The following is a 14,622-nucleotide window of genomic DNA, read 5'->3' on the forward strand; positions in this document are numbered from 1 at the left end:
AGGAAGGGGCGCGTCATGAACGACCCCGTCCTGGGTTTCTATGAAGGGCTGGCCGAGGAGTACCACCTGCTCTTCGCGGACTGGGCCCAGTCGGTGGAGCGGCAGGGCGCGGTGCTGGATGCGCTGCTGCGGCGATCCGGCGCGCCCCCGCCTCGGCGGGTGCTGGACTGCGCCTGTGGCATTGGCACCCAGGCGCTGGGGTTGGCCGCGCGCGGGTACCACGTCCACGCCACGGACCTGAGCCCGGCCGCCGTGGCCCGCACGGAGCGCGAGGCCCGGGCCTTCAACGTGACGCTCACCACGGGCATCGCGGACATGCGCCGGTTGGACACGCAGGTGCCGGGCACCTTCCACGCGGTGCTGTCGTTCGACAATGCGATGTCGCACCTGCTCACGGACGCGGACCTGGACGCGGCGGCGCGCGCCATGGCGTCGCGGCTGGTGCCCGAGGGGCTCCTGCTCGCGAGCATCCGGGACTACGACGTGCTGCGCGAAGGGCGCCCGCGCTTCACCTCGGAGCGGGTGCTCGACACGCCCGAGGGGCGGCGCATCCTCTTCCAGCTCTGGGACTGGTCCGCCGATGGCGGCCAGTACACGGTGCACCAGTTCATCCTGCGCCAGGATGGCGGCACGTGGCAGACCACCGAGCACACCGGCGTGTACCGCGCGCTCCAGCGCGTGGACCTGGAGCGCGCGCTCACGCGGGCCGGGCTGGTGGACCCTCGCTGGTACACGCCCGAGGAGACCGGCTTCTACCAGCACATCATCACGGCGCGCCGGCCGTAGCCGTCAGCCGCGCTTCGCCTCGGCGGGGGCGTTGGGGTGTCGTGCCAGCATCAGGCGCAGTGGGGGCTGACGGCGCACCAGCTCCTGCTTGAGCAGGTGCGCGATGAGGGCGGGGGGCGCCGCGCTCCACCGCGCGATGTTCTGCACCAGCATGGCAGAGCGATAGGTGCGCCCACACAGGAGCGACGTCGTCTTGCCATCCACGGGCATGCCTACGAGCGCACCCAACGCGCGGCCCTCGGTGTTGAGGATGAGCTCGGCCTTCTCCTCGGCGGGGCCGCTGGCGAAGCGCTGACGGAGCACCTCGCGCGCGGCGCGGCGCGTGCCCTCGGGGATGTCTCGGTCCACCGTCAGCTTGTGCTGCTCCAGGAGCCGGCGCGCGCCCCAGAGTCGCCGGAACAGTCCACTGGGGAGCTGGGGATTGCGCACCAGCCATCGGCGCACGCCCACATCCGCCGCGAACGCCGCGCGCGCGACCACCGCCTCCAACCCCACCGGGTTTCGATGGTGTCGCGCCACGAGCCGCGCATGCGTCAGCCCCACGTGGGGGTTCTCCAGCACGGCCTTGATGACGGCGGGCACCGGGTCGAAGCACAGCGCGCTCAGGTCCGGCTCCTCCGCCGCGCGAGCCAGGGCAACGCGCTGGTCCTCGGGGAGCGCGTGCAGGCGCGTCTCGAAGCGCTGGCGATAGGTGACGAGTGCGTCCTCGGGTTCGTCGTCGAGGGGCTCGGAGGCTTCGCCCTCCGCGTCTGCTTCCGGCTCGGCGGTGAGGAGCAGCTCGGGTTCCGCTTCCGGCTCGGGACGGGGCGCGACGGCGGGCGCGGCGGCATCGGGCACGAGCGCACCCTGGGCGACGAGCTGCGTGAGGATGGCGTGGATGCGCTCCGTGGGCAGGCCCGTGAGGGCTTGGAGGTCGCGGGCCCGGGTGCGTCCGTCCAGGCGCGACAGCACGAAGCCCTCTTCCGGGCCGAGCGGAAGGCGCCGGAGGTCCACACCCGGCGCGAGCTGGGGAATCCAGTCGTTCATGCGCCCGCGAGTCTCCCACGGTCAGCGCGGCACCGCTCGCTTGATGCGCGGTGCCGTGCCTGGACGGGCTCGGCCGGAGACGCTGGAAGATTACAGGTCGCCCGTGTCGTAGCTGGACGGAACATCGACGTGGAACATGAGCTCCACGGGGCGTGTCTCGCCCGGTGCGAGCGGGACCTTCCACTCCGCGATGCCGTCCATCTTCGCGAGCGAGTAGCCCGGGGTGGACTGTGTCTCCAGCTCCACCTTCACGTCCTTCATCTCGGAGACGGGCACGTGCTCGGAGAGCACCACGGTCTCGGGGCTCGGGTGAAGGTTGGTGAGCAGGAACCGATACGCGTAGCGGAAGCGCGTCTGGTTGCCCAGGAATCCCTTGCGATACATGACCCCATCCATCACGGTGCGCTGGACGCGGAGCCCTTCGTCCTGACCGAAGGTCAGTTCGAACGGAGCGCCCGTGGACACGCGTCCCAGGGAGTGCCGCCCCAAGAAGGCCGAGTCCCGGAAGACGCTGACCTGCCCCGGCAGCAGCGCGAAGGGCGTGGTGTTCGTCATCCGCGCCACGCGGTAGATGACAGGGCGCAGCTTGGGCACCGTGCGCCAGGAGAACTCCGCGGCGAGCACATGCCGCCCCAGCGGCACCCGCACCGCCGTCCCGTCGCCGGGAATGGTGGTCACCTCCAGCGCCTCCCACTGCACGGAGAGCCCCTGGTCGATGACGCGCAGGCCTTTGCCCTCGGATGCGGGCGTCGGGCTGGCCACTTCCGCGTGCTGGGGCGTCGACTCGCGCCGCACCAGCACCGGCTGGGGCTCGGGCTGGCTGTTCGCCATGAGATAGATCGGCTCCTGCACGGGCGGTGTGGCGTCCTCGGAGGGGAGCGCGGTGGAGATGAAGATCCGAGCGCCAGCCCAGTCCAGTCCAGTCTCCTGACGCACCGTGGCCAGGGTGGTCAGCTCCACGCGCTGGTGCGCTTCGTCCGCGCGCGCCTCATAGGTCGGCACCCAGCTCACGCCGCCCAGCAGCGCGGACAATTCCACATGAGGCCGGGATGCGGCGGGGCAGGTGAGCCGCACCTCGACCCGATACTCGCCGCGCGCATCGAGTTCCTGGAGCCGAGCCAGCTCCGTGAGCGCCTCGGTTCGCTGCGACTCGAGCGCCTGCCGTTTCTCCTCGAGCGACCGGGCCTCATGGATGCCCTGCATGCCCAGCTCGAGCGCGGCGTCGAAGCCCGCGGCCCAGCCTCGCGAATCTGGCTGAGGGCGGGTCAGCTCCTGCGTGACACGCGCCGCGGCGACGTCCGTGGAGTCGCGCGCGAGTTGCTCCAGGTGGTGCGTTCGGGCCTGGGGGACGGCCAGCGCGGCCAGCTCCCGGTTCAGGTTCTGCTCTCGGGTCCGCCAGGTCTCCAGGTCGCGCGTCAGCTCCGCGCGGTGGGGGACGCGCTCGACGGAGGAGCCCACCAGGGAGGCGCCCTGGACCGAGGCGCGGAAGCTCGCCGGAGGGGCCGAGGCGGGCAGCGGTTCGAAGACCACCGTGGTGGCGCCGTCGCAGGCGACATCTTGCGCCCAGGTCACCTGGGCGCGGTCCGGGTGGACGATGACGGAAGACACGGAGGGCGCGGCGGTGAGCGCGAGGAAGGGGAGCAGCGGAAGCGCGAACATGCGGAGGTCCTCACGGAGACTGGGTCAGGCGCCAGGACTTCGGACGGCGCACGGTGTATTGGAAGGTGATGACCTGCTTGCTGGAGGGCGGCAGCACCAGGTGCTCCCAGCGCAGCTCACCCGTCTGCTCATCCGTCCGCGCCGTGGGCTGGGTGGCCACCAGCTTCACCTTCACGTCATCGCTTTGGCTGAGTGGCCACTGGTCCACCACCTGCACGGGCATGGGGAATGGATAGGGATTGGGAATCTCCAGCGTGACTTCGTAAGCGTTGACGTCGTCCTTGGAGAGAAGGCCCTGGGTGGATTGCACGACATGGATTGTGCGGGTGGCGCGGACGGACCGGTCGACTCCGAGCGGCAGGGTGAACGGCTCTCCGGGAAACATGGGGGACAAGGTCGCGGTGCCCACGGGGTCCGCGCCAACGAAGAGGGCTGCCTGGCCACCCGGCAGCGGGCTGCTCGCGGGGCTCTTGATGCGAGCGACGAGATAGGCCTCGGTGCTGAGCGACGTGACGAGGTGTCGCTCGACCTCCACGGGCCAGGACTCCGTGCGCAAGGGAAGGGTGCGCTCGCCCGTGGCGCTGCGCACCGTCTCCGGCAGCGCCGTGGTGAAGCCCAGTTCGTGGCTCGCCGCAAGCGCGGCGGGGAAGTTCGGATCCATGGATGGCGCCCAGCCGCCTGGCGGGGTGAGATCGATCGGAACCATCACGCGTGGCCTGCTCTCCCAGCCACCTGTCAATCCGGAGACGGTGTAGCTGTGGCCGTTCAGGCCGAACACGTTCTTCTGATTGTCAGACAGTCCGTCCACGACGTAGCCGTATTCGGGGGTCGTGTTCTCCTGGGGGACGGGGTCGGCGGGTGAGCTTAGGGTGGCGTTGACCCGAAGAGGATGACCCTCACGTGAAGCGATGCCTGCTTGGAGCAGGACGTCATGGTCGGGCTGGCGGAAGCTCAGCGTGTAGGTGCCCGGTGGGAGTGCATCGAAGGCGTAGCGCCCCTGCACATTCGTGAGGACCTTGATGGGCTTCGGCACGTCCGCGCCGCGCGCCCCGCCGCCCAGGGCTTGGGCCTCCACCTGGAGCCCCTGCACGGGCTGGTGGGTGATGACATCGAGGACCGCGCCACTGAGTGGCGGGACGGTCGTGAGCAGAGCGGCGGTTACCTCCTCGATGGTGACTCGGGGCTCGCGGAACTTCTCGAACTGCCGCCAGAGCTGGGCGCTTTGCACCTCGTCGAGGGAGGGCGCGGCCCGCGGCGGGGCGGGGGTCGGCGGCCCGCTGATGGGCGGCATGCGGCCCGAGGCGTGGGGGATGAAGTGCTCGGCGCTGCCAATCGTCCACGTGGTCACTTGCGGCAGCGAGGTCGCGGCGGAGGGCTGCGCCACGCTGAGCGTCAGGATGGATTGCACCCAGTCCTCGCCGGTGTTCTGGACAACGCGCCCTGACAGGGACACCTGGACGCGCTGCTGCCCGGGTTGGAATTGCAACTCATAGCGTGGCGTCCAGCGGACGCCCTGGCTCACGCGATAGGAGAGGGTGGCCTTCACGCGGCCCTTTCCGGTGAGCAAGGCCGACACCTGGATCCGGTCGACCTGCGACTGTTCCTCCAGTCGCTTGGCCTCCTCGAAGAGGCCCGTGGTCTCGCTGTCCAGCGCGCTCCGCTGGGCCTCCAGTTCGCGCAGGCGCGCTTCGCGCTTCGTGGCCTGGGTGACGAGGAAGTCGGTGGCGGCGCGCCAGGCCGCGGGCGTGGCGAGGGGCTTCGAGACGTCTGCGGTGAGGCTCGCGGACGAGGGCGGATGGATGCCGCGAAGGGCCTGGAGTTGTGACGCGACGAGGTCCCGCTCGGCGTCCATGCTGACGGAGGACTGGCGCAGTCGACTCAGCTCGCTCAGGAACCGCTGCGTCTCCTGCCCGGGCAGGTGGTGCTCCGGGAGCTTCGTGTGCGCGATGTCGACGGCGGCGACCACCGCCCCCGGAGCCTCGACCTGGATGGAGTCGAGGTCGACGCCCGCGGGGAGCAGGGGAAACTCCACGCGCTCGGAGCCCGTGAGGCTCAAGGTCGCGGTGCGGCTCACCCTCGCGCTGTCCCGGTAGAGGGTGACGTGGGTGATGGGCGCTTCAGGAGCGGCGTGCAGCAGGCCGCCTACCGCCAGCCCGAGTCCAAGAAGGAGCATGTCGCCACGCTAGGGGCCCGGGCGTGGGACATCCTCACCGGTTCATCATGACTCGCGCATGCCCCACGCATGCCGTGGGATGCGCCGCCGTGGGGCTACGCGGCGCGTGACGGCGCGCCTTCCAACTCCGCGAGCCGCTCGTCGAATCGGCGGTCCAGCGCGGCGGGGAGCACCACGTTGCGCAGCAGGGACTTGCGCCGGTCCTGAGGTCCGTAGCGGGTATTCATGACGCGGACCTCCTCGATGCTCAGGTAGGTGCTCTGGTTGCACGTGGTGCAACGGTGGCGCGACACGGAGATGCGGAAGTTCGTGCCCATGAGTTCGTCCGAGCTCAGCTCCACCAGGCTCCGCAAGTCGCCCGCGTCGATGAGCGGCTTCACGTCCGTGGCATTCAGTCCATGGGCAGACAGGCTGCGGGTGTCGAGCCAGCGGTGGCACGGCTCGCAGAACAGCCGCCTCGCGGCCTCGCGGCCCGCGAACACCGCCGTGCCCATCATGACGATTGGCTCCACCACCCAGACGATGGTCACGAAGACGCCCTGCGTGGTCTTCCCCTTGCTGTCCACCCAGCCCGCGGCATTGCGCGCGGAGATCCACTCGGAGACGAAGTCCGGTGTCAGGCTGCTCAGCAGCAGGTCCCACGACGCGTCGGGATAGGCCTCGCGCAGGTCGAGCGCCAGCGTGCTGGCCCACGACGCGACCCATGCCACCAGCGCGGCGACCACGATGAGTCCCCACGCGAACGGAGGACTCCGGCAGGGCGCCCGCGAGATGACGCCCGCGCTCAGCGCGCCGACCACGGCTCCCAGCGCACAGGGCAGGACGAACTGCAGGATCTGCAAGGGCAGCACATAGAGGAGCGGTTGATAGAGCGCTCCCAGGAGCACGGTGCAGAGCAGCAGAACCGGGACGAGCACCGGCATCCGCTGACCGAGGCGGTGAGACGGCGCATAGACAGACAAGGCCATGGGCATTGCGCTCACTCTATTCGAAGCAGTTCGGCAGGGGGCCGCGTTCCGTGCGGAGAATGCAGTCATGAGCCCGGAGGCATGTCGCGCACGCGCAGGCCGTAGGGCCCGATGCGAAACTCCGCGCCTTCGCGCAGCGGACGCCGACCGTGCCCATGCACGCCGTCGATGAACGAGCCCTCCTCGCTGTCATCCACCAGCACGAGCGCGTCGTCCGTGATGCACAGGCGGATCGCGAGCCGGGAGACGCGCGCCGAATCGAGGACGACGTCGGCCTCCCAGGAGCGGCCCAAGGTGATTTCCGGCTGCTCGAAGACCTTGCTCTGCGCGGGCGTGCGCGCGCCTGCGTCCACGGGCCATGACTCCACGATGACGGCGCGCCCCATCGCTCGACCTCCGAGGGCCTACGGATAACCCTGCGTCCAGGCAGGGTTTTTTACTCGGGAGCACGCCCCTCGCGCGAGGGCCCGCCTGGGCGCTCGCCCCGAGTGCCTGTCCATGGACACACGGTGGGGCGTGAACCCGGGTTGACGCGAGGGGGGAGCCTGGACACAACTTCACGTATGTCCGACCGCATCCAGACCTACGCCGAGTTCTGGCCGTTCTACCTGCGCGAGCACTCCCTGCCCATCACCCGCTGGCTCCACCTGCTGGGCACCAGCCTGGGCGTGGGCCTGGGCGTGACGGCCGCGGTGACGGGCCGCGCGGGCCTCGTGGGCGCCGCGTTCGTGTCCGCCTACGGCTTCGCGTGGGTGAGCCACTTCACGCTGGAGCACAACCGTCCGGCGACCTTCAAGTACCCGCTCTGGTCGTTCATCTCGGACTTCCGCATGGCGGGCCTGATGCTCACGGGTCAGCTGGGGCCGCACCTGGAGCGCGCCAACGCGGGCGCCAACGCGGACGCGTCCGAGCGTCCCGCCGCGGCCTCGCGCTAGCGACACGCGTTACTCCCGCGTGTCGCCGTGCGGCGCGCGGGATTAGAGGAACACGCTGAGCTGGATGCCCGTGGTCCCGAACGGGATGCTGATGACGTCCGCGTTGTGGTCGAAGCGGAGCGCCAGCCCCACCGTCCCGGAGATGCTCACGTTGGGGGTGAAGAAGTACTCCGCGCCCAGCCCGCCATGCAGGGCGAAGTTCACGTCGTCATCGAAGAGGAAGTCGAAGGTCATTCCGCCCTCGACGTAGGGCCGCAGGTCGCCCGTGCGCAGGTGGTGACGGTAGGCCGCGCCCAGCGAGAACTGCGCGTCCGCGTCGGGCTTGAGCGCGAAGGCCAGGCCCAGGTCGAGGCGCAGCGAGCCCACGTCGCTCAGGTAGTAGAAGCCGCCCACCGTCGGCAGGGCATTGATTCCCAGCGTCAGGCCCTTGGCACCCGCGGCGGGCCCATTGCTGGAGGCGCTGGCCTCCATGGGCGCATCGGCCTTCGCCGTCTCGGCGGCGGCCATCTGGAGGGGAAGCGTGGTGAGCGCGATTGCGGCGAGCATGGGGAAACGCATGGAGTCGAAACCTCGATGGATGTGACAGTCAGCGACTGTCGAGCCAACTGGGCCTTATATCCCGGTCTCTCCTGAGCGCTTCTTTTTAACTGGAACGCTGACTGCTCATTCAAGTCCCTGGGAAGCGATTTCGCGCGTTGGGCGGATGTTGATGAGGGGATGGGGGACATGGCCTGTTCTGGCTGAGTGACACTCTTCTTCTCCCGAGGTGTTCCCTATCGGGCGAAAGGCCCGGAGGGTGTGCACCATGGGGTCCTTGCAGAAGTTCATCGGGTTGATCAGTGCCTTGGCATTGGGAGGGTTGGCGCAAGCCGCGCCACCCAACGGTAAAGAACTCTTTCTGAAGCCTTTTCCAGGGACGAACGGGCGCTCGTGCGCGACCTGCCACGTCCTGGAAGAGGAGACGGTCCTGACACCTCAGCACGTGGAGGCGCTGTGGGCCCAGTCTCCGACGGATCCCTTGTTCAATCGGTTGGATGCGGATGATCCAAGCGCGGCGATCCTCACCTACTCCCACCTCAAGAAGGGCCTCGTGCGGGTCACCTTGCCGGTCCCCGCGAACATGGATGTCATTGATGCGGCAGGGAACGTCATCACGCCGGCGAACCGGAAGATCTCCGTCTGGCGCGGGGTGCCGAGCGTCCGGGACACGGCCATCCTGGGGCCCTACCAGTACGACGGGCGCGAGGCGTCGCTCCAATCGCAGGCCCAGTCAGCCATCCTGAGCCACAGCGAGGGCAGCCTCGTCTCGCCGGAGGAGCTGGATGCCATTGCGATCGCGGAGCGCGACGACTTCACGTCAGACCGCGCGCGGTTCGTCTCGAACCTGTTCGACTGGGGCGTCCCGCTGGCGTTCATTCCGGATCCCGAGCGCTTCATGTGGCTCACCCCGCAGGAGCAGCGCGGGCGGGACGTGTACACGACCGCCTGCGAGGGCTGCCATGGCGGGAGCACGAAGAACCGCATCGTCAACCGCGCCGTCCACGACGCGGCGTTCCTCGCCCTCAAGCCCAACGGCACGGTCATCTTCACGGTGGATCCGCAGAAGGGGCCAGTGCTTCAGCGGGTGCCGCGCCCGAACGACGAGTTCCTGAACGTGGGCTTCACGTTCTTGAGCTACCTGGGGCAGGTGGGCCAGCTGCCCATGTACAACTCGGACGTGCAGCTGCCGCGCTACCGCTTCCGGTTCTACACGGACGGCACGCGGCAGCACGCCGTCACCGAGCTGCCGCCCGTCCCGGTCACCGTGAGCGGGGATCCGCTCGATCCCCGGTCCGCGTTGGATTCGAACGGCTTCCCCATCGTGGGACCCAATGGCGCGCCGCAGCTCTTCACGACGGACCCGGGCCGCGCGCTCATCACGGGAGACCCGGCGGACTTCGAGGCCTTTGACATTCCCTCGCTGCGAGGCGTGGCGAAGACGGCGCCGTACTTCCATGACAACAGCAACGCGACGCTGGTGGACGTGGTGAATACCTACAGCCGGCTCATCCTGCCGTTCCTGCCGGACATGCACCTGCCAGCCGTCCACCCGCCCGAGGACGCGCAAGGCTTCCCCGAGTCCCTCACGCCCGCTCAGAAGCAGGACCTCCTGGCGTTCCTGAATCGCCTGTGAGGCACGGGGCGCCGCGCGAGGTGACAGGAGACCTCGCGCGGCGCCCCCGCGGTCTCCGCTTCTCCACCCAACGGCCAGGGAGGATGCGTGGGTGCGGGGCCCTCGGGCGATGCTCGCCTTCGCACGCGCGCCGCGGTCCGCGCGCGCATCTGGCCGGAGGAATCCGATGAGGGGGGATGTTCGCTGCGCTCGCATCGTGGCGCTGTGTTGGTGCAGCGGGGCTTGGAAAATCCCATCGCCCGCGGAGCTGACGGCTGACCTCTCCCAACTCGAAGGGGTATCTCCATGAACGGCCCCGGGCCATCGCCGCGCTGCGAGAGCTGCTCCTCGCCCCGCCCCAACCGGTGGACCGGGCGCTGAAGTTGGTTCCGGCGGCGGATGCCTGCCTCGCCCGGGTCCTGTGGACCTTGGGGCGATTGGGTCACCTGCGCGAGGTGGGTGATTCGCGAGCAGGGCGGATGAAGCAGGGCGGGAGTCCTCGCGCGAGGCTTCTCCCGCCCCCAAGCCTCAGGTGACCCGAGGTGCGAGGCAAGGCGTCACGGGGACGCGGCGACGGTCGGCGGCGTGGTGCTGGTGAAGAAGTCCGGGAAGCTCGCGATGTAGTGGTTCCCGCTGCCGCTCTCTCCCAAGATGACGCCGGTCTTCGAGCCCGAGACGGTGACGGTGGTGCCGTCCGCGGCAATCGCCACGTTCTCCGACGAGATGTTGCCCGCCCCCAGGTAGACGCCCAGGCTGTTGCTCCGGATGACGGTCAGCGTTGCCGGGTCCACCTGGTGCACGTTGACGGTAATGGGCGCGCTGCCGCTGCTGCTCGACTTCAGGGTGTAGCTCGCGGCGAGTCCCAGCGCGTTCCCTGCCACGGACCGCGTCGGCTCATAGACGACGGACGTCCCCAGGATCACGCTGCCAGTGCCATACGCACACGTCGGGATGGGCTGGCGGAAGAGCTTGACGTCATAGACCGTGGGCGTCACGTTCGGCTGCGGGTATGCGGAGATGCTGTAGATGCATCCGTTCAGCGAGACGGATGAGAGCGCGGACTCTTGCTGCGCCAGCACGTCGTCCTGCCCAGACACCCTGTCTCCTCCGCCGCAGGCAGGGAAGAGAACAGCAGCACAAAGACAGACAGCCCGTTTGAAGAATCGCATTGTGCAATAGCTCCTTGGCTCGCGGGAAGCGCAGGGAAAGTAGCAGTAGCGCGATTTTCTTCGTGAACAATCTACACGCATCCACCCGGGGGCGTTGATGACCCCATCGGAGAAATGCTGCCGTGCAGCGCGGGAGGTGAGGTGCGACTTTGTTCTCGTGTGTGGCCCAAGCGCCTGGAGGCGCATCCCACGGTGGGGCGGCTGCCTGGAGTTGCTTCCGGTCCCTGAGGCGCGGTGCTGGCTCCGCGTCTCGTGAGGGCGGGGTGCGCTTTCGTTCGTGGGAGCGGGCTGTTATGGGCGCGCGAGGCTGGCGGACGCCCCGTCGTCACGCTCGGAAGGCTCCCCGTCCATTGGGCCCCACGCAGAGGCGTCCCCGGGTCGCCTGTTCATCGTGGGGGCCCTGCTGTTCGTCGCGCCATGCAAGCCGCGGCCCGGAGCCTCGCGCGTGCATCAGCCGGGGGTGACGTCCACCACGAGCTTGCCGAAGTTGCGGCCCTCGAGCATGCCGATGAACGCGGTCGGCGCGTGCTCCAGTCCGGTGACGTGGTCCTCGCGCAGCTTCACCTTGCCCGCGTCGACCCAGGCGCCCATGTCGCGACGGAAGGGCTCGAAGCGATCGGCGTAGTGGTCGAGGATGATGAAGCCCTGCATGCGGATGCGCTTCTGCAGCACCTTGGCGAGCAGCAGGGGCAGCTGGTTCGGTCCGGACGGCAGGTTCTCCTCGTTGTAGTGCGAGATGAACCCGCAGACCGGTACGCGCGCCCCGATGTTGAGCAAGGGCAGCACGGCATCGAACACCGCGCCGCCGACGTTCTCGAAGTAGACGTCGATACCTTTGGGGCACGCCTCGGCGAGGCGCTCGGCCAGCCGTGGCTCTCTCCGGTCCAGGCAGACATCGAAGCCGAGTTCCTCGACCGCGAAGCGGCGCTTGTCGTCACCGCCGACGATGCCGACCACGCGCGCGCCCTTCATCTTGGCGAGCTGTCCGACCACGCTGCCCACCGCGCCGGTCGCCGCGGCCACGACCACTGTCTCGCCCGGCTTGGGCTGCCCGATGTCGAGCAGGCCGACATAGGCGGTGAACCCCGGCATGCCCAACCCACCGAGGGCCAGCGAAGGCCGCGCCATCTCGCCGAGCGGGAGCAGGTCCTGTCCTCCGGACACCGCGTAGTCCTGCCAGCCCGCGTTGCCGAGCACCAGGTCGCCCTCGCGGAACTTCGGGTTTCGGGACGAGATGATCCGATTGATGGTGCCGCCCACCATGGGCGCTCCCACTTCAACTGGCGGGGCGTAACCCGGCCCCACTTCGTCCACCAGGTTGCGCATGTACGGGTCGAGCGAGAGGGATAGCGTGCGCAGCAGCACCTCTCCTTCGCCTGGAGTCGGGATGGCGGTCTCTTCGATGCGGAAGTCCCGTGGGGTGGGTTGGCCTCGCGGGCGAGAGGCGAGGACGATGCGGCGGTTGACGCCTTCCTTGGACGGCATGCGCGGACTCCAATGGAGGGGCACGTTCGGCGGGACGCCTTGCGCTCCGGTGATTTCGAGCGAGCGTCGAGGTGCCGAACGCGGCGCCCCATCACTAATCAGCCCGTCATGGAGTCCGCCGGAGAAACGACTCGGGAATGAGGGGTTCGGGACCTGGCGCGGTCACCCTCGCCTTCATCCCGGTGGAGCAGCTGGGGCGCGCGGGCCTTCGATGATGACGCGCAGTCCTCGGGGCTCGTTGACGGCGAAGGAGAGTTCCAGGCCGGCGCGCAGGCACAGCTCCCGGACGATGGCCACGCCCAGGCCGCTGCCTCGCGGATCTCTTTGACGGGCCTCACTGGCTCGGAAGAGGCGCTCGCCCAGGCGACCCAGGTCTTCGGGAGGGACTCCGGGGCCGTCATCCAGGACCGTGAGCCGGAAGCGCTCGGCGCCCACGGGCTCCAGCAGCGCCACCACGTGTCCTCCCGGATCCCCGTGTGCCACGGCGTTGTGGAGCAGGTTGCTGACCGCCTGCTCCAACATCGTGGGATGGCAGCGCACCCACAGCGGGGTGTCGGGATGGGCCGCGTCCATGGCCACGTCCTTGCGGCGGGCGAGCAATCCCAGACGTCGCACCACGCGCTCCACCAACATCCCCAATTCCGCGCGCGGCTCGCCCTCCAGCGGATCCACCCCCTCGCCGAGCTGACACGCGAGCCGCAAGTTATCCACGAGCGCCGCCAGGTACACGGTGTCCTCGATGCCACGCACCAGCAGGGGCGACAGCTCCGCGGCCGGCGCGGTGGTAGCCAACTCCAGCGCGAGCTGGAGCGAGGCGATGGGCGTCTTGAGGTCGTGCGCCACATCCGAGAGGAATCGCTCCAGCGCCTGCTTCTGCGCCTCGATGCGCCCGGCATCCGAGCGCACCCGTGCGTGGGCCGCGTCCAGCACGCGGGACAGGTCACCCAGCTCGTCCGCCGAGGTGTCTCGGGTGGAGTGATACGCCGTGCTCCCAATGGCCCCGGTGGAACCGTGCAGTCGCCGCAGTCGCCGCAGCAGCGGGTAGATGACGAAGGCGGTGGACAGCGCCGCGGCCAGCGTCGTGAAGGTGAGCGCCGCGAGCAGCAGCCGCCGCAGTCCCTGCGCGCGGTTGACGAGGCGCGGCCAGTGATACTCCAAGAGACTGCACGGCCCCGAGTCCGCCACGCGGATGAGCAGCGCGCCCGCCCAGGGCGTGTTGTGGCCATCTTCCCGGAGCGGGACGTAGACCTCGAAGGGTTGGGGGTCGCCCTCTCGCAGCTTCTGCACGAGTGACTCGGCGGGGGCGGGCCGTGAGTTCGGCTGGGTGAGCACGCGGTGCGCGTCGTAGGCGACCACCGTGAGCCCTTGTGTCAGGACGTGGCTCCAGCCGTCGGGGGCGGCGCGGCAGGCCTCGCCATGCAGTTGGAGGACGCTGTCGGTGAAGACCTGGGCGCTCAGCCGCGTGGTGATTTCAATCGCCTTGTGGAACGTGAAGTACGCCGTGGCGAGCGTGGCGAACATCCCCAGCAGCACCGAGGCGAGCGCGGTGCGCCACGCCAGCCCGCTCCACAGCTTCATGGCGCGTCCTCCGGCTCGAAGCGATAGCCGATGCCCCAGGCGGTGCGCACGCTCGCGCCCGCGGGGCCCAACTTCTTCCGGATGCGCGCCACATGCGAGTCCACCGTTCGCGCGTCGCGCTCTTCATTGAGCGGCAAGGCTTGCTCGGCGATCTGCTCCCGGGTGAGCGCGCGACCCGGGCGCTCCACCAGGTACAGCAGCACATCCAGTTCGTTGCGCGTGAAGGACACCGGGCCCACGCCCTCGCGGCTGACCGTGCGCGCGTCCAGGTCGATGCTCACGTCTGACCAAGTCCGCTTGCGCCGGGTGGCCTCGTCCGGGATGCGCAGCCGCGCCTTGATGCGCGCGAGGAGTTCTTCCATCCAGAACGGCTTGGCCAGGTAGTCCACCGCGCCGAGCCCGAAGGAGCGCAGCCGCGCCTCCAATTCCTGTCGCGCGGTGAGGACGAGGATGGGGACTCGGAGACGGCCCTGCCAGGCCTGGAGCAGCTCGAAGCCATCCAGGCCCGGCAGGTTGAGGTCCAGCACCACCAGGACAGGGCGCTCGCGCTCCGCTGCCTCCAGGGCGAGGCGCCCGTCGGTGACGAGCGACACCTGGAAGCCCGCGAGCTTCAGCCCGCGCACGATGCTGGCGGCGATGGGAGGATCGTCCTCGATGACCAGGATGGGGCCCTGCATGTCCATGGGGACGA

At 69.2% G+C, this 14,622-nt stretch carries 13 protein-coding genes; 3 read left to right on the top strand and 10 right to left on the bottom strand.

From position 1 onward, the window contains the following. The first annotated feature begins 15 nt into the window (after positions 1-15). A complete protein-coding gene (locus KRR26_RS29830; protein WP_120206292.1) occupies positions 16-786 on the top strand; it encodes a class I SAM-dependent methyltransferase in 771 nt (256 codons plus the stop codon). Positions 787-789: 3 nt separating this feature from the next. On the opposite strand, the gene KRR26_RS29835 is transcribed toward KRR26_RS29830, so the two are convergent. The 5 genes from KRR26_RS29835 to KRR26_RS29855 form a co-directional block, all read right to left on the bottom strand. Continuing rightward, positions 790-1,812, bottom strand: a complete 1,023-nt coding sequence (locus KRR26_RS29835) for a hypothetical protein (RefSeq protein ID WP_217081458.1) — start codon at positions 1,810-1,812, stop codon at positions 790-792. Positions 1,813-1,902: 90 nt separating this feature from the next. Next, entirely contained in the window at positions 1,903-3,471 is a 1,569-nt protein-coding gene (locus KRR26_RS29840) for a mucoidy inhibitor MuiA family protein (RefSeq protein WP_120206290.1), read from the bottom strand. A gap of 10 nt (positions 3,472-3,481) precedes the next feature. Beyond that, a complete protein-coding gene (locus KRR26_RS29845) occupies positions 3,482-5,644 on the bottom strand; it encodes a mucoidy inhibitor MuiA family protein (RefSeq protein ID WP_217081459.1) in 2,163 nt (720 codons plus the stop codon). 95 nt (positions 5,645-5,739) lie between these two features. Next, positions 5,740-6,612, bottom strand: coding sequence for a hypothetical protein (locus tag KRR26_RS29850; protein ID WP_217081460.1), 873 nt, complete (start codon positions 6,610-6,612; stop codon positions 5,740-5,742). 65 nt (positions 6,613-6,677) lie between these two features. Next, entirely contained in the window at positions 6,678-6,998 is a 321-nt protein-coding gene (locus KRR26_RS29855; RefSeq protein ID WP_120206287.1) for an FHA domain-containing protein, read from the bottom strand. 177 nt (positions 6,999-7,175) lie between these two features. Between KRR26_RS29855 and KRR26_RS29860 the strand changes: the two genes are divergently transcribed. Next, complete coding sequence (locus KRR26_RS29860; protein WP_120206286.1) at positions 7,176-7,547, top strand: DUF962 domain-containing protein; 372 nt, start codon at positions 7,176-7,178, stop codon at positions 7,545-7,547. A gap of 42 nt (positions 7,548-7,589) precedes the next feature. Here KRR26_RS29860 and KRR26_RS29865 read toward each other — a convergent pair whose 3' ends face one another. Next, positions 7,590-8,093: an outer membrane beta-barrel protein gene (locus tag KRR26_RS29865; RefSeq protein ID WP_158611472.1), complete on the bottom strand. Its 504-nt coding sequence runs from the start codon at positions 8,091-8,093 to the stop codon at positions 7,590-7,592. 259 nt (positions 8,094-8,352) lie between these two features. Between KRR26_RS29865 and KRR26_RS29870 the strand changes: the two genes are divergently transcribed. Then, positions 8,353-9,720 (top strand): cytochrome-c peroxidase, encoded by a 1,368-nt coding sequence (locus KRR26_RS29870; RefSeq protein WP_233576909.1) that lies wholly within the window; start codon positions 8,353-8,355, stop codon positions 9,718-9,720. Between the two features lie 536 nt (positions 9,721-10,256). Here KRR26_RS29870 and KRR26_RS29875 read toward each other — a convergent pair. From KRR26_RS29875 to KRR26_RS29890, 4 genes are all read right to left on the bottom strand, one after another. Then, the gene (locus KRR26_RS29875; protein ID WP_120206284.1) at positions 10,257-10,796 is read right to left on the bottom strand and encodes a hypothetical protein; all 540 of its coding nucleotides are present in this window, start codon (positions 10,794-10,796) and stop codon (positions 10,257-10,259) included. A 522-nt stretch (positions 10,797-11,318) separates the two neighbouring features. After that, complete coding sequence (locus KRR26_RS29880; protein WP_217081461.1) at positions 11,319-12,353, bottom strand: NADP-dependent oxidoreductase; 1,035 nt, start codon at positions 12,351-12,353, stop codon at positions 11,319-11,321. Positions 12,354-12,527: 174 nt separating this feature from the next. Beyond that, a complete protein-coding gene (locus KRR26_RS29885; protein WP_217081462.1) occupies positions 12,528-13,931 on the bottom strand; it encodes a sensor histidine kinase in 1,404 nt (467 codons plus the stop codon). Then, the gene (locus KRR26_RS29890; RefSeq protein ID WP_217081463.1) at positions 13,928-14,614 is read right to left on the bottom strand and encodes a response regulator transcription factor; all 687 of its coding nucleotides are present in this window, start codon (positions 14,612-14,614) and stop codon (positions 13,928-13,930) included. The genes KRR26_RS29885 and KRR26_RS29890 overlap by 4 nt, the downstream gene beginning before the upstream one ends. Positions 14,615-14,622: the final 8 nt, after the last annotated feature.

Source organism: Citreicoccus inhibens (assembly GCF_019039035.1).
Classification (GTDB): domain Bacteria; phylum Myxococcota; class Myxococcia; order Myxococcales; family Myxococcaceae; genus Citreicoccus; species Citreicoccus inhibens.